This window comes from Microbulbifer aestuariivivens (genome assembly GCF_039545115.1).
In the GTDB taxonomy this organism is placed as follows: Bacteria; Pseudomonadota; Gammaproteobacteria; order Pseudomonadales; family Cellvibrionaceae; genus Microbulbifer; species Microbulbifer aestuariivivens.
In genome coordinates this window covers 78,002-98,266 of sequence record NZ_BAABRT010000013.1, presented here as the reverse complement: position 1 = coordinate 98,266, position 20,265 = coordinate 78,002, and the positions used below count along the sequence as shown (strand labels likewise).

At 60.9% G+C, this 20,265-nt stretch carries 15 protein-coding genes; 6 read left to right on the top strand and 9 right to left on the bottom strand.

Annotated elements, in window-relative coordinates:
* Positions 1-607: 607 nt before the first annotated feature.
* Entirely contained in the window at positions 608-1,690 is a 1,083-nt protein-coding gene (locus ABEA58_RS09485; protein ID WP_345550948.1) for a GGDEF domain-containing protein, read from the bottom strand.
* A gap of 206 nt (positions 1,691-1,896) precedes the next feature.
* Here ABEA58_RS09485 and ABEA58_RS09480 point away from each other — a divergent pair, with 206 nt between their 5' ends.
* The gene (locus ABEA58_RS09480; RefSeq protein ID WP_345550947.1) at positions 1,897-2,421 is read left to right on the top strand and encodes a macro domain-containing protein; all 525 of its coding nucleotides are present in this window, start codon (positions 1,897-1,899) and stop codon (positions 2,419-2,421) included.
* 178 nt (positions 2,422-2,599) lie between these two features.
* Here ABEA58_RS09480 and typA read toward each other — a convergent pair whose 3' ends face one another.
* Both typA and thiI read right to left on the bottom strand, forming a co-directional pair.
* Positions 2,600-4,408 carry a translational GTPase TypA gene (gene typA, locus ABEA58_RS09475; RefSeq protein ID WP_345550945.1) on the bottom strand — a complete coding sequence of 603 codons (1,809 nt, stop codon included), beginning with the start codon at positions 4,406-4,408 and terminating at the stop codon, positions 2,600-2,602.
* A gap of 355 nt (positions 4,409-4,763) precedes the next feature.
* Positions 4,764-6,236, bottom strand: a complete 1,473-nt coding sequence (gene thiI, locus ABEA58_RS09470; RefSeq protein ID WP_345550943.1) for a tRNA uracil 4-sulfurtransferase ThiI — start codon at positions 6,234-6,236, stop codon at positions 4,764-4,766.
* A gap of 343 nt (positions 6,237-6,579) precedes the next feature.
* Between thiI and glnA the strand changes: the two genes are divergently transcribed.
* The 4 genes from glnA to glnG all read left to right on the top strand — a co-directional run bounded on the left by glnA (position 6,580) and on the right by glnG (position 11,898).
* Positions 6,580-7,986 (top strand): glutamate--ammonia ligase, encoded by a 1,407-nt coding sequence (gene glnA, locus ABEA58_RS09465; RefSeq protein ID WP_345550941.1) that lies wholly within the window; start codon positions 6,580-6,582, stop codon positions 7,984-7,986.
* 161 nt (positions 7,987-8,147) lie between these two features.
* Positions 8,148-8,828, top strand: coding sequence for a DUF4124 domain-containing protein (locus tag ABEA58_RS09460; RefSeq protein ID WP_345550939.1), 681 nt, complete (start codon positions 8,148-8,150; stop codon positions 8,826-8,828).
* A gap of 571 nt (positions 8,829-9,399) precedes the next feature.
* The gene (gene glnL / locus ABEA58_RS09455; RefSeq protein ID WP_345550937.1) at positions 9,400-10,464 is read left to right on the top strand and encodes a nitrogen regulation protein NR(II); all 1,065 of its coding nucleotides are present in this window, start codon (positions 9,400-9,402) and stop codon (positions 10,462-10,464) included.
* 21 nt (positions 10,465-10,485) lie between these two features.
* On the top strand, positions 10,486-11,898 hold the full coding sequence (gene glnG / locus ABEA58_RS09450) for a nitrogen regulation protein NR(I) (RefSeq protein WP_345550935.1): 1,413 nt from the start codon (positions 10,486-10,488) through the stop codon (positions 11,896-11,898).
* A gap of 245 nt (positions 11,899-12,143) precedes the next feature.
* Here the strand turns inward: glnG and ABEA58_RS09445 are convergent, their stop codons facing one another.
* Positions 12,144-13,316 (bottom strand): hypothetical protein, encoded by a 1,173-nt coding sequence (locus ABEA58_RS09445; RefSeq protein ID WP_345550933.1) that lies wholly within the window; start codon positions 13,314-13,316, stop codon positions 12,144-12,146.
* Positions 13,317-14,031: 715 nt separating this feature from the next.
* Here ABEA58_RS09445 and ABEA58_RS09440 point away from each other — a divergent pair.
* Positions 14,032-14,847 carry a bestrophin-like domain gene (locus ABEA58_RS09440; RefSeq protein ID WP_345550931.1) on the top strand — a complete coding sequence of 272 codons (816 nt, stop codon included), beginning with the start codon at positions 14,032-14,034 and terminating at the stop codon, positions 14,845-14,847.
* Positions 14,848-14,945: 98 nt separating this feature from the next.
* On the opposite strand, the gene ABEA58_RS09435 is transcribed toward ABEA58_RS09440, so the two are convergent.
* The 5 genes from ABEA58_RS09435 to ABEA58_RS09415 form a co-directional block, all read right to left on the bottom strand.
* Positions 14,946-16,055, bottom strand: coding sequence for an AI-2E family transporter (locus tag ABEA58_RS09435; RefSeq protein WP_345550929.1), 1,110 nt, complete (start codon positions 16,053-16,055; stop codon positions 14,946-14,948).
* 59 nt (positions 16,056-16,114) lie between these two features.
* Positions 16,115-16,798 carry a D-Ala-D-Ala carboxypeptidase family metallohydrolase gene (locus ABEA58_RS09430; protein WP_345550927.1) on the bottom strand — a complete coding sequence of 228 codons (684 nt, stop codon included), beginning with the start codon at positions 16,796-16,798 and terminating at the stop codon, positions 16,115-16,117.
* A gap of 143 nt (positions 16,799-16,941) precedes the next feature.
* Positions 16,942-18,489 carry a phosphoenolpyruvate carboxykinase gene (locus ABEA58_RS09425; protein ID WP_345550925.1) on the bottom strand — a complete coding sequence of 516 codons (1,548 nt, stop codon included), beginning with the start codon at positions 18,487-18,489 and terminating at the stop codon, positions 16,942-16,944.
* Between the two features lie 307 nt (positions 18,490-18,796).
* The gene (gene hslO / locus ABEA58_RS09420; RefSeq protein ID WP_345550923.1) at positions 18,797-19,678 is read right to left on the bottom strand and encodes an Hsp33 family molecular chaperone HslO; all 882 of its coding nucleotides are present in this window, start codon (positions 19,676-19,678) and stop codon (positions 18,797-18,799) included.
* Positions 19,679-19,785: 107 nt separating this feature from the next.
* A complete protein-coding gene (locus ABEA58_RS09415) occupies positions 19,786-20,247 on the bottom strand; it encodes a DUF4124 domain-containing protein (protein ID WP_345550921.1) in 462 nt (153 codons plus the stop codon).
* Between the last annotated feature and the right edge of the window lie 18 nt (positions 20,248-20,265).

Below are 20,265 nucleotides of genomic sequence, written 5' to 3'. Positions count from 1 at the left end.
GATGCGATCGTTAGTATGGATCATGGGGTTTATCCTTGGTTTTGACTTTGGGTTTAGGCACCTTCATCAAAACCGGTAAACCCCTTCTTTTCAAGGAGAGGTGTCAGATTTGGTCTGAACTAATCCAGCTTATTTTTATCCTTTCAACTCCCAACCTCTAAAGCCTCAATTCCGTGTTTTCCCAGCCGCGACCGCACGTTTGTTGCTGCCGCTGTCCGCCCTGCTTCCAACTTGCTGCCACCGACTTACTGCTCATAACTCACTGCCTTTAATTCACTGCACTTTACTCACTGTCCTTTACTCACTGCCCATAACTCACTGCGGCATGAGTATTGCCCAGAATGCGATTTTTTTTAGTTTGGCAGTCCGCGATTTCATCAAAAAATACTGTTTTTTGTCGCTCTGTTTTTAGCTTTCTTTTTTCTGTAGGTTTTCCATGCACGCGGATATGACTGGAGACCAGAGGTGGCAAGTAAAGTGCTGCGGCGACAGCCTAAAGGCAATGACGAATGACGAATGAGCCGGTGTGGATGAGGGCGGGGCAGATGTGCGGGCAAGGCTGTAAACGGCGCGCGACCCGGGCCGGCAGGGCGCCCGGTTTTGCTTCTTAGGCGGCGACGACCCGGTTGCGGCCATCGTGTTTGGCGCGATACATCTTTGCGTCCGCGTCGGCGAGCAGTCGCGAGTGCGGCTGTTCGTGAGGGCTGCCCTCGGCAACACCGAAGCTGATGGAGATCTGTACCTGGTGCGGGTAAGTGTCGCTCAAGGCCTCAACCTTTTCGCGCAGTTTTTCCGCCAGAAAGCTGCCGCCTTCGAGGTCGGTGTTGGGCAGCAAAATCAGGAACTCCTCGCCGCCCCAGCGCGAGACCAGGTCTCCAACGCGGGTGTTTTGCTGCAGCACCCAGGCCACGTCCTGCAAAACCCGGTCGCCGAAGGCGTGCCCGAACTGGTCGTTAATGGTTTTGAAATTGTCCAGATCGCCGATCAGCACCGTGTAGCGGCCCGCCTGTTTCGGGTCACGGGATTCCAGCTTGCTGATCTCGCGGTAGGCCTCGCGCCGGTTCAGCAGGCCGGTGAGCGCATCGGTGCTGGCGCGGGTCTCCAGTTCCAGTGTCAGGCGCTGCAGCAGTTGCTGGGTCTGCTGCCGGCTGCTGTCGAGCAGCGCGGTCAGTACGGTGAGCGCGACGAATACCGCCAGGAAGCGCGCCCGGTAGGTGGTGTCATACTCGGCGGTCAGGCCGGGGAACTCGGGGTAAAAGAGGATCAGGGCGGTGGCGGCACCCATCGCCAGGAGGGTCCCAGTGCCAGCGCGGTAGCCGTACAGGTTGATAAAGCCCGGCACCAGGGTAACCGCCCACATAAGGCCGGTATTGTTCACGCCGCCGGACAGCAGCAGGTAGAAATAGAGCGCCAGCAGCAACAGGCCCACCAGCACTGGGGTCAGGCGGCTCAGGCCCACTTTGTGAATGGCCACATAGCTGCCGAGAACAGTGGCGGCGATGGCAAGCAGAACAGAGGCTCTCAGTATTTCATTGTCGCTGAGCGCTATGGCGGCCATGGTGCCGGTGATGGCCATGGCGAAAAGGAGCATGTAACCGGAAGCCTGTACACGACGCCGCAACTCGATTTGCCGCGCCAGCTCCATGGGGCTGGATAAATCTTGGGCGTTGCTGACTATACCTGGATTCATGGATATCCCTATGCGTGTCAGGCACTAGATCCATCTGGCCCGTTCCGCCCTGCCCCAAGGGCAATTTTTAATCAGTTAATCGGCTAATCATTCTTGGCAACGGCTCGAAGCCGACATAAACAGCGAACTAGTATAAGTGGTTCCGCGGGGCTCCCATAGAGCGGCGGCTATAGTTTCAGCACACAGTGCGAGGGGAATCACAGACGATGAAAGGGATTAAACTGACAAGCGGCGACATCCTGACAATTGGCGCCGGCGCCCTGGTGTGCCCGGCCCATAAGCACCTGATCCGCGGCCGTGGACTTTCCGAGCAGGTTTTTGAGCGCGGTGGCGAAGCACTGGAGGCAGCCTGCGCCCTGCAGTCGGAATGCCCGGTGGGTGAGGCGCGGCTCACCCGCGCCTACGGCCTGCCGGTTACCTACCTGATCCACACCGTCACTCCCCAGTGGACCAGCGGCGACCAGTGGGGCGCGCGGGCGCTGGCGCAGCTGGGCCAGTGTTATACCAGCGCACTCGACCTGGCCCTGGCCAGTGGTATCCGCACGCTGTTGTTCCCCGCGCTGGGCGCGGGCAGAAATCACTTCCCCCACAGTCTCGCCGCCCACCGGGCGCTGGAGGTACTGGTGCCGCGGGCGGACGAGTTCGAGCAGCTGACAGTCTGCCTGCACACCCGCGGGGCGCTGGCGGATTGGCGGCAGGTGCAGCAGCGTTTTTTCACGCCATCCCTGTGAGAGCCTTGGCTTGCGCTCTGGAGTGGCACGGGGTTAAGCACCGAGGTGGTGTCGGCGCGGTGCAGACACCGGCGTTATGCGGATAAAACAAAGGCGGGCCTGAGGCCCGCCTTTGCTGTTTGCGCTCTTGCCCGCGCTCTTCTCTCTTGCCTGCGTTTTTGCCGCGGCGCCGGCAGGCTTACTTCTTGGCGCGCTTGCGCATATTTTCCTGCAGGATCTTCTTGCGGATACGGATGCTTTCCGGTGTGACTTCCACCAGCTCGTCGTCCTCAATAAATTCCAGTGCCTGCTCCAGGGTGTGCCGGATCGGCGGTGACAGGGTCAGCGCGTCGTCGGTACCGGAGGCGCGCACGTTGGTCAGCTGCTTGGCCTTGGTGGGGTTTACCACCAGGTCGTTGCCCCGTGAGTGAATGCCCACTACCTGACCCTCGTAGACCTCTTCACCGTGGCCCAGGAACAGGCGGCCGCGATCCTGCAGCGGGAACAGGCCGTAGGCCAGAGTCTTGCCGTTGACCATGGAGATCAGCACGCCGTTGATGCGCTTGGCCACATCGCCCTGCTTGACCGGTCCGTAGTGGTCGAAGATGCTGGTCATGATGCCGGAGCCGCTGGTGATGGTCAGGAACTGCGAGCGGAAGCCGATCATGCCCCGCGACGGCACGATAAAGGTCAGGCGCACGCGGCCCTTGCCGTCCGGCTCCATATTGGTGAGGTCCGCCTTGCGCAGGCCGAGCTCTTCCATGATCGGGCCCTGGTGCTGCTCCTCGACATCGATCACCACCTGCTCGTAGGGCTCCTGGATCACGCCGTCGACTTCCTTCTGCACCACTTCCGGGCGGGACACGCCCAGCTCGAAGCCCTCGCGGCGCATGGACTCGATCAGCACCGACAGGTGCAGTTCGCCGCGACCGGAGACCTTGAACTTGTCCGGGGAATCGCCCTGCTCGACACGCAGCGCCACGTTGTGGATCAGCTCCTGGTCCAGGCGATCCTTGATGTTGCGCGAGGTGACGTATTTGCCCTCCTTGCCGGCAAACGGCGAGTCGTTGACCTGGAAGGTCATGCTCACGGTAGGCTCGTCCACAGACAGGGCCGGCAGCGCCTCCGGGTGCTCCGGGTCGCACAGGGTGTCGGAAATGTTCAGTTCACCGACGCCGGTAATACACACGATGTCGCCGGCGCTGGCCTGCTCCACTTCCACCCGCTCCAGGCCCAGATAGCCCATGACCTGCAGTACTTTGGCTTTGCGCTTGTTGCCGTCGCGGTCGAGCACCACTACCTGCTGGTTGGGCTTGAGGGTGCCGCGGGTGATGCGGCCGACGCCGATGACGCCGACGTAGCTGTTGTAGTCGAGGGCGGAAATCTGCATCTGGAAGGGGCCGTCGAGGTCGACCTTGGGCGGCTCGACCTTGTCGACGATCATCTGGAACAGCGGCGTCATGTCCTCGGCCAGATCGGTGTCGTCGAGGCCGGCGATGCCGTTCAGGGCGGAGGCGTAGACCACCGGGAAGTCCAGCTGCTCGTCGGTGGCGCCGAGGCTGTCGAACAGGTCGAACACCTGGTCCATTACCCAGTCGGGGCGGGCGCCGGGGCGGTCGATCTTGTTGATCACCACGATGGGGTTCAGGCCCTGCTCGAACGCCTTCTGGGTGACGAAACGGGTCTGCGGCATGGGGCCGTCGACCGCATCCACCAATAGCAGCACGGAGTCGACCATGGACAGCACCCGCTCCACCTCGCCGCCGAAGTCGGCGTGTCCGGGGGTGTCGACAATGTTGATGCGGTAGTCGTGCCAGCGAATGGCGGTGTTCTTGGCCAGGATGGTGATGCCGCGCTCACGCTCCTGATCGTTGGAGTCCATCACCCGCTCGGCGCCTTCGTCGCGGCGATCCAGTGTGCCGGACTGGGACAGGAGCTTGTCGACCAGGGTGGTTTTACCGTGGTCTACGTGGGCGATGATCGCAATATTGCGCAGGTTATCAATCACAATGAACCTCTAGGGGGATAGGGCGGCCAGTCTGCGGACTGTCGCGTCAAGTCAATCGGGGCGGGGCTGTCGATTAGCGGTCGTCCGGCCAAAGGCGGCGATTATAGTGGCCAAGCGTGACAAATGGGAGCAAAAGCCGGACAAAAAACCATCACGGGCTGACTTTTTTAAACCGGTCCCTAGGCATCGGGCAAAATGATTTCCGCGCGGGCAGGGCGGTCTGTGCCTGCGGGGCTGGCTTTAGCCCCGCAGCAATCGCCTGTGCGAGGCAGCTGTCACCCGGGGGCCCGGCAGCGCATGCACAGCCGCGGCCACAGCCGGATTAGCCGTGACCTATAGCGGCCGGGGCGGTGATTCAGTCCGGCCGGTGCGGCAGGTGTGGGCGCAGCACACCGACGTTGCGGTGGCCCTGGTCGATAAGATGCGAGGCGTGCAGCTTGCTCATGACGCCGCGACTGCAATAGAGCAGGTATTTTTTTTCCGCATCCAGTGTGCTGAAGACGCTGTTGAGGCGGTAGAAAGGAATCACCTCCACCTGGCTGCCCTCCAGTTCGAGCGGATCCATTTCCTCCTCGTCCGGGTGGCGGATGTCGATGACCACCGCATCGCCGGCCTCGCTCACCACTTCCACGTCCGGCACCTCGCCCTGCACCTCTTCCATGACCTGGTCGATATTCTGGATCACGCGGTTGCCGATGGCGCGGTCGAGCACGCTGAAGTCAAAGTGGGTCTCCTCTTCCTCGACCCGCTCGCGTCTGGCCTTGGTGGTGGGCTTCACCGAGATGACACCGCAGTATTCCGGCATGTTGGCCGCAAACTCCTCGGTACCGATGGCGCGTGCGGTGCGGATGATCTCGGTCTTGTCGTTGACGATCAGCGGGCGCAGCACCAGGGTGTCGGTGACACTGTCGATCACGGCGAGGTTCTTCAGGGTCTGGCTGGAAACCTGGGCCACCGCCTCGCCGGTCACCACCGCGTCCATGTTCAGCTCGTTGGCCATCGCGGTGGCCGCGCGCAGCATCATGCGCTTGAGGATCACGCCCATATGGGAGTCGTCCACATTGGTGAGGATTTCCCCCACCACCTCATCGAACGGCACGGTGACGAATTTTACCCGGTGCGAGGAGCCATAGCGGTTCCACAGGTAGTAGGCCACTTCCTTGACCCCCAGCTCGTGCTGGCGACCGCCGAGGTTAAAGAACAGGAAGTGGGTGCGGATGCCGCGCTTGATGGTCATGTAGCTGGCGACGATGGAGTCGAAGCCGCCTGACACCAGCGACAGCACCGGGTCCTGGGTGCCGAGGGGGAAGCCGCCAAGGCCCTGGTGCAACTCCTCCACCACGTTGAGTTTGTCGTGGCGGATTTCCAGCTTGACGGTGACATCGGGGTTTTTCAGCTTGACCCCCGCCGCCGCGGTGTTTCTGTTCAGGCCGCCGCCCACGTACTGCTCCACGTCGAGGGACTGAAAGTCGTGCTTGCCGCTGCGTTTAACCCGCACACAGAAGGTCTTGCCGTCCAGCTTGTCACCCCAGACCGACAGGGTCTTTTCGTAGATGTCCTGCATATCGCCGAGGGGGAACTGCTGCACCCGGGCGAAATTGGCGATACCCGGAGTGTGCGCCAGTACCTCCTCGATGCGGTCGGACAGGTGCGCCACCGCGTCCGGCGCGATCACTTCAATCTTCTCCCAGTCCTTGAGGATCTTGATGCGATCATCGACACGGTGCAGCAGGATGCGCAGGTTGTCCTTGAGCTGCTTGGACATGCGCTTGCGCACCGGGTTGCTCTTGATGGTGATCTCGGGAAAGAACTTGACGACAAAGTGCATGGGAATCCGTGTTGTACCGCGTTGCTGGGAAAACGCTGCATTATAAACCAGCGGCCCGCCAACTGGTTGCGCACCAATAGTGTGCATCGCTTGTGAAGGGCGGCCCAAGGTGGTGCAAATAAATGTGGCCAGCTGCGCTGTCTGCCTCTATTCTGACCGCGGCGACGCCACGCAGCCCCGCAGGGGCGCGGTCTGACGCCGCTGCCCCAATTTGGCACACTCTTTGCTTTGGTTTCTCGCCTAATAAAGGTCGCGCTTTCGGGCCTTTACCACAGAAGAGCACACGCCAGCATAAAAAAGGGCTGTCGCAACTCAATACATTTCCAAGACCTGGAGGACTGCAATGTCAGCGAAAACGCTCGGTTTGATCAAAGAGAGTGAGGCCAAGTGGGTAGATCTGCGCTTCACCGACACCAAAGGTAAAGAACAACACGTAACCCTGCCGGTTTCCGAAATTGACGGTGAGTTCTTCGAAGAAGGCAAAATGTTCGACGGCTCCTCCATCGCTGGCTGGAAGGGCATCAACGAATCCGACATGATCCTGATGCCGGACGACGAGACTGCGGTACTGGACCCGTTCACCGACGAAGCCACAGTGATCATTCGCTGTAACATCGTTGAGCCGTCCACCGGCCAGGGCTACGAGCGCGACCCCCGCTCCATCGCTCAGCGCGCTGAAGACTACCTGAAGTCCACCGGCCTGGGTGACACCGCCCTGTTTGGCCCGGAGCCCGAGTTCTTCGTCTTTGACGACATCACCTGGGGCGCGGACATTTCCGGCGCTTTCTACAAGATCAACTCCGAAGAGGCTGCCTGGTCTTCCAGCATGTCCCACCCGGAAGGCAACATCGGTCACCGTCCGGGCGTTAAGGGCGGCTACTTCCCGGTTCCGCCGGTCGACTCCCTGCACGACGTGCGTGGCGCCATGTGTAACGCCATGGAGCAGATGGGTCTGGAAATCGAAGTGCACCACCACGAAGTGGGCACTGCCGGCCAGTGTGAAATCGGCGTTGGCGCCAACACCCTGGTGAAGAAGGCCGACGAAGTACAGATCCTCAAGTACTGCGTGCACAATGTTGCCCACGCTTACGGCAAGACCGCCACCTTTATGCCCAAGCCGCTGGTAGGTGACAACGGTTCCGGTATGCACATCCACCAGTCCTTCAGCAAGGACGGTGTCAACCAGTTCGCTGGTGATGCCTACGCCGGTCTGTCTGAAACTGCCCTGTACTACATCGGCGGTATCATCAAGCACGCGCGCGCGCTCAACGCTTTTGCCAACGCTTCCACCAACTCCTACAAGCGTCTGGTACCGGGCTTCGAGGCGCCGGTTATCCTGGCTTACTCCGCGCGCAACCGCTCCGCTTCCATCCGTATCCCGTACGTGCCGAGCCCGAAAGGCAAGCGTATCGAGGCCCGTTTCCCGGACCCGAGCGCCAACCCTTACCTGGTGTTCGCCGCCATGCTGATGGCCGGTATCGACGGCATCAAGAACAAGATCCACCCCGGCGACCCGGCCGACAAGGATCTGTATGACCTGCCGGCGGAAGAGCTGGCCGAGTACCCGACCGTTGCTTCCAGCCTGGAAATGGCTCTGGACGCACTGGATCAGGACCGCGCCTTCCTGACCGAGGGCGGCGTATTCTCCGACGACGCCATCGATGCCTACATCGACCTGAAGCGCGAAGAAGTAGAGCGTCTGAACATGACCACTCACCCGGTCGAGTTCGAGATGTACTACTCCGTTTAATGCCCAGCGGCGCCCCCGTGGCGCCGGTTGCATTTGACGCAAAAAGCCCGCACCTTTGAGGTGCGGGCTTTTTTTGTTGGCGGTAGGCGGGGTTGTATTAGGCTGTAGTCAGCGAATCATTCATTAACGATCAGGCGTGGGTGTTCCACGAATGGGATTTCATGAAAAAACACGACGGACGGCGTGGCGCGCTGTTGTTCACACTGATGGGATTGCTGCTGGCCGGCGCCGCTCTGGCCGGCGGCGACGGCGCCGATGAGCCCTCATCCGGCGGCAGCGTGGTGTACAAGACGGTGGCACCCGATGGCAGTGTGGTTTTTTCCGATACACCGCCGCCGGATGGCAAGGCGGAGCGCATCGTGCTGGCGCCGACAAACATCCAGCCCGTCGTACAGTCGCGCCCCATGCCCACGCGCAAACTGTCGCCGCGGGATGGGGACAATGAAAAACCCTGGCGCCTGGCCAGCTTCGCCATCGTCAGCCCGGAAAATGGCGCCACCATACCCCCGGGCCAGCGCTTTGTGGTGATGCAGGTTGCCATCGAGCCGCCGCCCCCCAGGGGTCACCGTGTGTACGCGGTGGTGGACGGTCAGCCGTGGCTTGGCAGCTCCACAGGCGACCGCCTGGATATCTCCTCGCTGGAGCGGGGCACCCACACCCTGCAGGCGGTGCTGACCGATGCCGACGGCAATGTGCTGGCGCGCTCGCAGATCATCAATCTCTACGTCAAACGGCCCGGCGACCAGGTGCCGGACTCCCCCGCTGGTCAGGCGACACAGGCGCCCAAGGCACCCGCCGCGCCCGGCCTTCCGCGCCCCAAGAAGTCCGGCTCGGGTAACTGATCCTCGCACTTTCTGCCCCCGTCCTTCGTTGTTCCCTGGGAGAGCTCTTCGCGAGCTCTCCCCGTAAGCTCTCCTCGTTAGCTCTTCGCACGCGCAATCCTCACGAGCGCTGCTTGCTCACCAGCGCACTAACTATTGGGTGCTGTAGCGTTGCCCTTCATCCGGGACTCTGAATCAGACGCTTTTGACAAGCTGTTCAGGCGTCACGCGGGAGTGACTTCCGCAGGCATCTCGGGAATCGGTTCAGGGGCTGCCCTGGGGGTGTTTTTGCCTATCGCCGGGAAGACCATGACCCCACAGCCGTCCATCGGGCTGTACTCTCTCTGAGTCATGCACCACAATGGTGCGAATGTGGGGCTTGCCCGCTCACTGTGCTTAGCCCCGCTTCCGCGGCCGGCAAGCCTGAGGCTTCTGAGCTTTTTCAGCGCGGTCTGCTTACTGCGGAGCAGGCGGGTAGGGCCCGCTACCCAGAAAATCTCACCGTGCGCCATTTTGGTTTGCTTTTTGCACCGCAATCTATCGACCGCTTTTGGATTGGCCCGCCGAGCCGCCGTCGAAACGGAAAAACACCATGCTCAATGATCGCCAGCTGCGCTATATGCTGGATAGCCTGACCACCGCCGTACTGGTGTTGGATGACAGTTTGCTGCTCTGTTACTTGAATGCCGCCGCGGAGGATTTGCTGGCGGCATCCAGTGCCAGGGTGGAGGGCTACCCGTTCAAGGAGCTGGTGCGGGAGACCGAAACCGCGCAGGAGGCGATGCGCCATGCGCTGGCCAGTGGCGAGCGCTATACAGTGCGGCAGGCCAACTGGCTGCTGCACAACCTCCAGCGCCGTACCGTCGACTACTCGGTGAGCCCGGTGCCGGAACTCGGGCTGTTGCTGGTGGAAATGCAGCCGATGGACCGGCTGCTGCGCATCGCCCGGGAGGATGCTCTGCTGAGCGCGCAGGAAACCACCCGCAACCTGGTGCGGGGCATGGCTCACGAAGTGAAAAACCCGCTCGGTGGTATCCGCGGGGCGGCTCAACTGCTGCAGCGGGAGCTTCCCGACGAGGAGCTGGCCGAATACACCCAGATCATCATCGCCGAGGCCGACCGACTGCGAAACCTGGTGGACCGACTGCTCGGCCCCAACCAGCCAGTGGCCATGGTGGATACCAATGTGCATGAAATCCTTGAGCGGGTGGCGCAGCTGATCAATGCCGAGTGCAATGGCCGGTTGCGCATTCGCCGGGATTACGACCCCTCGATCCCGGAGTTTCCGGCGGACAGCGAACAGCTGATCCAGGCCCTGCTCAACATCGCCCGCAACGCCATGCAGGCAATCGACGAGAGTATCGGTCTTGCCGCCGGCCAGATCACCCTGCGCACCCGTATCCAGCGGCGTTTCACTATCGGGCGGCGCTGCTGCCCGCTGGTCTGCCGCATCGATATCGAGGACAACGGCCCGGGCATTCCCGAGGAGATTCGTGAACGGATCTTTTATCCGATGATCTCCGGCCGCGCCGAGGGCTCGGGGCTCGGCCTTTCCATCTCGCAGAACATTATCAATCAGCATCGCGGCCTGATTAAAAGCGACAGCCGCCCGGGACAGAGTGTGTTCCAGATATACCTGCCCCTCGACAACGCATAGATGTTTACGGAATCAAGAAATATGAGCAATCGTGTTTGGATTATTGACGACGACCGATCGATCCGCTGGGTACTGGAGCGGGCACTTTCCCGCGAGGGAATCGATATCAAGTGCTACGAAAATGGTGACAAGGCACTGGACGATTTTTACAGCGACTCCCCCGATGTCGTCATCAGTGATATCCGCATGCCAGGCACGGACGGTTTCAAGCTGTTACAGCGCTTTCAGGCGGAGCGCCCGGCGCTGCCGATAATCATCATGACCGCGCACTCGGACCTCGACAGCGCAGTGGCGGCTTACCAGGGCGGCGCCTTTGAATATCTGCCCAAGCCTTTCGATGTGGACGAGGCGGTGGCCGTAACCCGCCGCGCTTTGGCCCATGCCAGCGAGCAGCAGGCGGAAGAGCCGGGAGTGGTTGAGCCGGTCAATGGCAGCAAGGAAATCATCGGCGAAGCGCCGGCCATGCAGGAAGTCTTCCGGGCGATCGGGCGGCTCTCCCACTCCAATATCACCGTTCTGATCAATGGCGAGTCCGGCACTGGTAAAGAGCTGGTGGCGCAGGCGCTGCACAATCACAGCCCGCGCAAGAGCAAACCCTTTATCGCCCTCAACATGGCCGCGATTCCCAAGGATCTGATGGAATCGGAACTTTTCGGCCATGAAAAGGGCGCGTTTACCGGCGCCACCACACAGCGCGCCGGCCGCTTCGAGCAGGCCGATGGTGGCACCCTGTTTCTGGATGAGATCGGCGATATGCCGGCGGAAACCCAGACGCGCCTGCTGCGAGTGCTGGCGGATGGAGAGTTCTACCGTGTGGGCGGACACACGCCGGTAAAAGTGGACGTGCGCATTATTGCCGCGACCCATCAGGATCTGGAAAAACTGGTGGTCGAACACAAGTTCCGCGAAGACCTTTTCCATCGCCTCAATGTGATTCGCATTCATATCCCGCGTCTGGCCGACCGCCGCGAGGATATTCCGCGTCTGGTGCGCCACTTCTTCAACAGTGCCGCCAAGGACCTGGGCGTGGAGCCAAAAATTCTGCTGAAGGAAACCGAGCAATATCTGGCGAATCTGGACTGGCCCGGCAATGTGCGCCAGCTGGAAAATACCTGTCGCTGGATTACGGTGATGGCATCCGGCCGCGAGGTGCATATCGAAGACCTGCCCCAGGAACTGCAACAGCAGACCGCCAGTGCCGCCGCGCCGCAGGACTGGCAGAAATCCCTGCGGCTGTGGGCGGATCAGGCATTGGCCTCCGGACGCCGGGAAATCCTCAGCGAAGCCGTACCCGCCTTCGAGAAGGCATTGATCGAGATCGCACTCAAGCACACCGCCGGGCGCAAACGGGATGCGGCGGAGCTGCTCGGCTGGGGCAGGAATACACTGACACGCAAGCTCAAGGAGCTGGGCATGAGTGGCGAGGGCGATTAGGTCGTCCAGCCGCTATTGTCCGACCTTCATCCGTCCGTCAGGACCGCTCCTAGTGAGCGGTTTTTTGTGGGCGGGCATTTTGTCCCCGGCCCTGACCGTCGGCCTGGCAGCCTCTTTAAATTGTGGTTTTAATTGCGTCCTTTATGCCTCTGCCGTGCTGAAAGTAGGTGTGATGGAGTTCTTCTGCCGCCGGCGGGGCGGCCAGCGGTCATGGTGGCTTGCCGCTGGGTTATAGGAGGCCGACCTCAGGTGCCGTCGCCGGACTGGCGGTACACCTCACGAAGCCTGGCCATAAAAACGGATTCAACCGGTAGCGAGAGGGTGTGCAATAGCTGCCGGGCAAAGTCATCTGGATCGCCTGTGGATGCACTGCCCTGCTCAACCGGGAAGTAGGTGTGCACGCGCACAAACTTGTCACCACTGGTAAAGACATAGTTGACGACATCCGCCTGCTGGTCGTCGTGGTCTGTCAGCTTGCTGGTGTAATAGCTACCGTTAAAATCCCTTTGGCCTATTTTCCAGTGGAGTGCTTGCGGCTCTGCGGAAATCACCGATTTCAGCTCTCCAGTGCGCTGCATCTCTACCATATCATTGCGCAGGTTCTGGGCCTCTTCCCATGTCAGCGCCTGCGTATCGTTCCACTCGGTACTGGGAATGGGATAGATAAAAACTTCCGCGCGATCAAATGCGAACTGCCGGTGCTCGAAGGTCAGCAGGGTGCCAAAAAAAGGATTGTTATAGATGTGCTTGTCGCTCAGCACATAGTCGCCAACTTGCTCCGGTACATTGAGTTCTTTTTCATAGTCACTGGCTTCGATTGCGCTCAGGAGGTAGGCGCCGGTGAAGATATTTTCCATTTCCAGGTCGGCGAGCAGGCGCTCGGCAATGGCGGCAGTCAATACTTCCTGGTATTGCTCCGCGTTAAAAATCGATACGGAAAATCTGAGGGGAATCGTATAGTCATAACTTTTGATCGGTATCTCCCGCCAGGTGACCATAAGCTCCGCGCGAATGGTTCTTTCCAGCAGCATGGGAAGCATCATCAATGTCGCACCGGAAAGGACGGCTGTGCTGAATTCACTGCCGGTCTCCTGGTCGAGCACGGCAACAGATGTCAGCAGCTGGTAATTTTCATCGGGTTGCGCCAGCGTCAATTGCTGGAAACGCCCGGATGCGGACAGCGCCTGCTGCAGGCTGCTCAGGTCAAATTCATTGCGCGTACAGTGATGCAGAAACGACCGGGAGCGAAAAGTGTTGCATTCCTTGCGCAGGTCTTCCGAGAGCCGTTTGTACATCAGTGATAGCGGTGGGAAGAGCGGGCTGCCGGGGAGTCGTTCCTGGGGGGTGGGGATCGTTGTGCAGGCGGAGAGAAGCGCGGAGAGTATCAGGAAAATAACAGGCAACTGCAGCGTGCGCATCGGCAAAAACTCTCGGGCAGGGGTTGTGAATCGAAAGGAAAATATACGGAATTGATCATCGGAATGCATCCTCGCAACAGGTGTCACGCCATAAATACTCACTGAAAATTCTAAAAAAGTTGTGTCGAAAATGCCGCAGTGCCAGTGGTGGCGCAATAATCATCTTTGCGGCTATTTGAGCGTGTATTCCCGGCAAGCGAAAAAGAGTCAGCGGGGGTAGCGGTGAGGGATAGCGGCGATGGATAGCGGCGATGGATAGCGGTGATGGTAGGAATAGCGGTTGTGATAGGCATTCAGTTAGGTGCGGAGAGAGGGATTAGGGGGAGAAGCGATGCTGATAGCGACAGAAATAAACAGAGCCGACAACGCTGTTCACAGCGCAAAAAGGATGGCCCTATGGCCGCTGGACGATGCTGACCTGAAGAGGTGTGGAGTACCATCTTGTTGACCACAAAGGGTGTTAGTTGCATTTGGGTTTAACCGCAAAGGATGTTGGCCACAACACAAAGAGTGGTAGCGCGAATACATAGGGTGCAAGTCAAAAAGATACCGACCAAAAAGCTTTGCACTGTATGGAGGTTGCCTGCCGCAAAAGGGACACGCCGGTTCAATCTCACTATTGATGGCTATATCCAGGTCAGTGGCGCCGCCCCCGCATTCCCGGGCATGTACTGAAAACCTGGTCCAAAATGAAGGGGCAAACTGTGGGAAGCCCATGAATATCCTCGACCCCATCAATCCTTTCCATCTCTTCTCAACCGTGCCGTTGCTTGGTCTCTACGGACTTTCCATCCTGCTGGTGGGCGCGACTCTGGGGCTCGGCTATTGGTTGGGATATCGCCGCCGGCGCAGCAAGGCCGGCATCAAAGACAGCTCTCTTGGCAGTGCGGTGGCGGCGACGCTTGGGCTGCTGGCGTTTATGCTGGCATTTACCTTCAATATGACCGCCGAGCGTTTCGCGCAGCGCAAGCTGTTGCTGCTGGAAGAAGTTAACGCCATTGCCACCACCTATCTGCGAGCGGACTTTCTCGACCCCAAGGGCGAGGCAGAGGCCCGCGCGCTGCTGGCGGAATATGCGTCCCTGAGGGCTTTCGATCCGCGCGATCTGGACCTGCCAGGTTATGTGCGCCTGCTTGAACGCAGTGAGGCTATTCAGGGCCAGCTTTGGCAAATCGTTGCGCGGCATGTTGATGCGGGCTTCGATGCGCAAAGACTGCGGGCTTTTTACCAGCCGCTCAATACCCTGATCGACTATCACACCCGCCGGGTGCAGGTGGGCGCCCGCTACCAGATACCGCCGCCAATCTGGGGCGCGCTTTATGCCATTACCGCTCTGGCCATGCTGGGAATTGGTTTTCAGCTGGGTGTTGCGCGGGGCGGTTCCCCGCAGGTGGCGATTGCACTGGCCCTGTCTTTTTCACTGGTGATTCTGCTGATTGCGGATCTGGATCGCGCCGCCGAGGGTTTATTGATCGTGGATCACAGCGCTATGGCTGAGTTGAGCGCCAGCCTGCGGCAGCGCCAGCACTAGGACAGCGGGTGCTGGCTGGAGAGTGGGGGAGTGGGGGAGTGGGAGAGTGGCAGAGCGGGCGGAGGCCTTGCTTGTATACTCTCCTTCTCCCTTTTGATTCATTCCGTGTCCGGGAGCGGGTCTTCGCCGGCTTCAGCTGGTCCGTTATCGTCCAGGGAGTCCGATCCCATGAATTCGCGCATAAAGATTTGCCAGAAGGCCATAAACAGCGCTGCCAGTAGCGGGCCGATGGCAAAGCCGCTGATGCCGAACATCATCAGACCGCCGACGGTGGAGAAGAGCACCAGGTAATCCGGCAGTTTGGTGTCGCGGCCCACAAGAATTGGCCGCAGTACATTATCCACCAGGCTGATAACGCCGACCCCGAATGCCATAAGGATGGATGCCTTGACCACATCACCGGTGGCATAGAGGAAGAGCGCCGCGGGAAACCAGATAATCGCTGCGCCCACGGCGGGCAGCAGCGACAGCAGGGTCATTGCCACGCCCCAGAGTAAAGGCGCCGGCAGGCCCAGTACCCAGAAGATGAGCCCGCCCAGTGTGCCCTGGGTGATGGCCACCACCAGGTTGCCCTTGATAGTCGCCCGGGTCACCTCGGCGAATTTGTCCAGCAACAGGCGCTCGCGCTCATCCCCGAGGGGCAGTGCGCGGATCAACAGCTCCACCAGCCAGTGCCCGTCGCGGATCAGGAAGAAGGTCAGGTACAGCATCAGCCCCAGCATCAGGAAGAAGTTCATCGTATTCTGACCGAGGGCGATGGCGTTCTTGGCGATAAAGCTGCCGGCGTTCATCAGCCCGCTCAGGATACGCTCCTTGAACTGCTCGAAATCCATGCCTAAACGCTCGATCAAAGCGCTGATTCCCGGGAAGGCCGAGCGCACCTGCTCCACCTGTTTGGAAAGATCGATCTGCCCGCTCTGGGCTTTCTGCAGCAGGCTGGCGGCCTCGTCGACAAACGAGGTGACCACCACCAGCACCGGAATAACCACCAGTACCACGCAGAGCACCAGGGTGAGCAGTGCCATCAGGTTGGGCCAGTGCGGGAAGCGCTGCATCAGCAGCCGGTAGACCGGGAAAAAAATCACTGTGATGGCGCAGGCCCAGAAAATGGGCGTGAAGAACGGCTCCAGCAGGAGGGCGAAGGCTACTGATACCAGCAGCAGGGCGACGACGAACGCGCGCTGTTCCATTTTTTCTTGCACTGACATCCCCGATGTTCGGTTTGTTATTTTTACTCGGGCCTAGTTTACGCAGTGGCGTGTGCTATTTACCAGCGGCGGTAACCGCAGGTATCGATATGGAAACGCACCCCGCTGTAGATGCCGAGCCCCGCCCTGCTCTCGGGTCCCAGGCGCAGGTGCATCGCCTGCAATTCCGCCACCAGCTCGCGGCGGCTGATATTGGACCTGGGTACCAAGTCGACACTGCAGAAATCCCGGTGGTGACTGGTCGCGGAGCCGCCGACCCTGCGGTTGTAGCGCGCCGAGCGGTAGGCGGAAACGATCACCACCGGGCCGATACTGGGCACCACTTCATCGCGAACCAGCTGCAGGGTTGCAACGATATTGGGCCAGGTTGGCGGCGGCGGCAGGGCGAAGGCGGGTTCATTGATTCTGAGCCAGTCGGAGCCTTGCCGCAGCAGCCCGTGGGCGGGCAGTAACTGCAGGTCCACATCCGCCTCGCGCAGAAAAATGGTGAGTTCGGCAAACTGCTCGCGGTTGCGGCCCTGGCGAAGAAATTGCCGCAAGCTCGCCTCATCGGCGATCCGGTAGCCGCGTATCTCGACATAGGGCTGGGCTGCCGACTGCAGGTACAGCAGGCCCCACATCACCGCGATAATCAGCACCAGCAGCAGGGTGATGGCGCTCACCACCAGCCAGTTGGTGCGCTGGGCTCGCCACTGGCGGTGGACCTGGCGGCTGAGCAGGCTGAATTGATCTGTTGCGGACATGGCATCCGTTCGCGGCTGAATACAACTTCGCCGCACGGCCTGCGGCATCCTGTCGTTCGCTGTCTGTATTCACTATAGCCACAAACAAAAAGACCCCCGCAGATTGCTCTGCGAGGGTCTTGCGGACCGCTGTCCGGTCAGTGTCAGGCGCGGGGGCCGGCGCCCTTCACTTCGTCGCTCACCTGGAACTTCTCGATGTTCTCGGCGAAGAGGCCAGCCAGCTTCTTGGCCTGCTCATCGTAGGCGGCCTTGTCGGACCAGGCTTCACGCGGGTTCAGGTAGGACTTTTCAACACCGGGCACTTCCAGCGGGATGTCCAGGTTGAGGGCTTCCAGGTGCTCGGTGGCAACGTCTTCCAGGGCACCGCTCTGGATGGCGGCGATCACGGAGCGGGTGACTGGAATCGGGAAGCGCTTGCCGCTGTCGCCGGAGCCACCGGTCCAGCCGGTATTGACCAGGTAGACCTTGGAGCCGAAGTCCTCGATACGCTTCATCAGCAGGTCGGCGTATTCGCGCGGTGCGCGTGGCATGAAGGGCGCGCCGAAACAGGTGGAGAAGGTCGGGTGAATACCCGCTTCCGCACCCAGCTCGGTGGAGCCGACACGGGCGGTGTAGCCGGACAGGAAGTGATAGGCGGCGGCTTCCTTGGACAGGATGGAGACCGGCGGCAGTACACCGGAAACATCGCAGGTGAGGAAGATCACGTTCTTGGGTTCGCCGGCCTGGTTGCCGGGCTGGCGCATGACCACGTGCTCGAGCGGGTAGGAGCATCGGCCGTTCTCGGTCAGGCTGGTGTCGTGGTAATCCGGTACGCCGGCCTCATCGGTGACCACGTTTTCGACGATGGCGCCGAAGCGGATGGCATCCCAGATAACGGGCTCGTTTTCCTTGCTCAGATTGATGGTCTTGGCGTAGCAGCCGCCCTCAATGTTGAACACGCCACCCTTGGCCCAGCCGTGCTCGTCGTCGCCGATGAGGTAGCGGTCCGGGTCGGCGGACAGGGTGGTCTTGCCGGTGCCGGACAGGCCGAAGAACAGGCACACGTCGCCGTCCTTGCCCACGTTGGCCGCGCAGTGCATCGGCATCACGTCTTTTTCCGGCAGCAGGAAGTTCTGCACGGAGAACATGGCTTTTTTCATCTCGCCGGCATAGCGCATGCCTGCCAGCAGAACCTTGCGCTGGGCAAAGTTGATGATCACCACACCTTCGGAGTTGGTGCCGTCGCGCTCCGGCTCGCAGACAAAGTTCGGCGCGTGCAGGATGCGCCACTCTTCCTTGCCCTTCGGGTTGTACTTTTCCGGGCGGATAAACATGTTGCGGGCGAAGAGGGTGTGCCAGGCGGTCTGGGCGGTGACCACAACCGGCAGGTAGTAGTCTTCGTGCTGGCCGACGTGCAGCTGCTGAACGAAAGAATCGGAAGCGGAGACGAACTCTTCCACGCGGCTCCACAGGGCGTCGAACTTGTCCACCGGGAAGGGGCGGTTGACCTTGCCCCACTCGATGCTGTCGCTGGTGGAGGGCTCTTCCACCACGAAGCGATCCGCCGGGGAGCGGCCGGTGCGGGCGCCGGTCTCTGTGACCAGGGCGCCAGTGTCGGAGAGCTTGCCCTCGCCGCGCTGTATCGCCTCTTCAATCAGTTTCGCCGACGCCAGGTTTTTCAATGCCTGCGCGGTGTCGTCCATCTGTGCCATTCGTCGATTACCCGTGAAGTTGTAGGATCTGGAATATTCAGGGCGACGCGTACGGGGGGCGACGCCGGGAAAATCGGGGGCAGAATTATGTCAAACTTCAATTTGGCGGGATACTGAGGAAGGCTGTTTTTCGACCGATGACAACGCTGTCTTGCGAAATTTTGTGCCACTTTATTTGGTATGACTATGATGTAGTTTTACTACATAGATCTGGTGAATTTTCGCTGCGGAATTGGCCCCCCGGTTCCGGCCGCCGCTGCCCGGCCGGAGCCGGGCGCAATCCGCCGTGCGGGGAGGCTTGCGGTGGTCAGTGGAGGGTATGGGGCGGGGCGTTGAACAGCGTCTCCACCTGCTCGCGGTCAAAGCGGTACTGGGCGTTGCAGAACTGGCAGTCCGCCTGAATGACGCCGTCCTGCTGCTCCAGCAGCTGATAGACCTCTTCCGGCCCCATGGCGATCAGCGCCCTGGCGCTGCGCTCCCGCGAGCAGCTGCACTTGAAGCGGATATTGGCGGTGCCCAGCGTCTCCGGGTTGAGCTGGTGGAACAGGCGGTGCAGCAGCTGGTCGTGGGGCAGGTCGTGCAGTTCTTCGGCGGTCACTGTGCTCGCCAGGTGCCCGGCGGTCTCCCAGGCGTCGGCATTATCCGTCGCGCTGGCGGCGTTGTTGCCGGGCAGCACCTGCAGCATGATGCCGCCGACGGTGCTGGGGCTGGACTCGATCCAGAAGCGGGTGGCCAGTTGTTCCGACTGGGTGAAGTAGTCCTCGAGGCACTCCGCCAGTGTTTCCCGCTCCAGCGGCACTATGCCCTGGTAGCGCTCGCCGCGTTCCGGCTCCACGGTAATGGCCAGTACTCCGCGCCCGCCGATCAGCTGTTGCAGGGTGGCGTCATCCGCGATCTCGGCGCCCTCGGCGAGGTGGGCGATGCCGCGCAGGTCGCTGTGGTGCGTGCACTCGGCCATGATCAGGGGCACGTCCCCCTCGCCGCGGGCCTGCAGCGCCAGCAGCCCCTCGAACTTCAGCGTTGTGGAAAGCAGGCAGGCGGCGGCGAGGAATTCACCGAGAAGCCGCTTTACCGCCTGCGGCAGCTGGGGATTGTTGTCCAGCACCGCCTGGTAGGCGTCGGTGAGGGTCACCACCTGACCGCGGATATCGTGATTGGAAAAAATAAAGCGTTCCAGCTGATCGGACATGGACTCGTGGCCTCGGCAAAGCAGTGGGGCGAATAGGGGATCGCCGCCTGGGCGGCGATTTTAGAGGGCCGGGTCTTTAAATGGTAGCCGCCCGCAGGCGCCGGGGCTCAGTCGCAGTATTTCTGGACCAGCTTTTCCTGCTCCTCGGCCCACTGCTGCCGGCCGCGCTCGGTGAGTCGCACCTCTTGGCCATCCTGATCGAGAACTATGACCGGCCCGCGCAGGATGTTGAGGTTGTGCCGCGCCTCGCGGCAGGCATGCGCCCGCTGGGCGCGCTGCTGCTGTTGCTGCTGTTGCTGCTGATGCTGGCGGTTAAGGTACTGGCGCTCCAGATCCCGGGCCGCCTTGCGCTGCTGGGAAGAGATCGCGGGCCGGGCGGCATCGGCGCTGTTGATGGGGAGGATCGCCGCTGTCATATCCTCGGCGGCGGCACCCGCCGGGGGGCGATCGCCGAAGTGTACCAGGCCATCTTCGTCGATCCAGCGAAAGAGTGTGTCGGCCCTGGCTGCGTGGCAGGCTAGTGAACTGGACGCAGTGATGGCCAGCGCCAGCAGAAGGTATCTGAACATCCTTGTTCTCCATTTTCC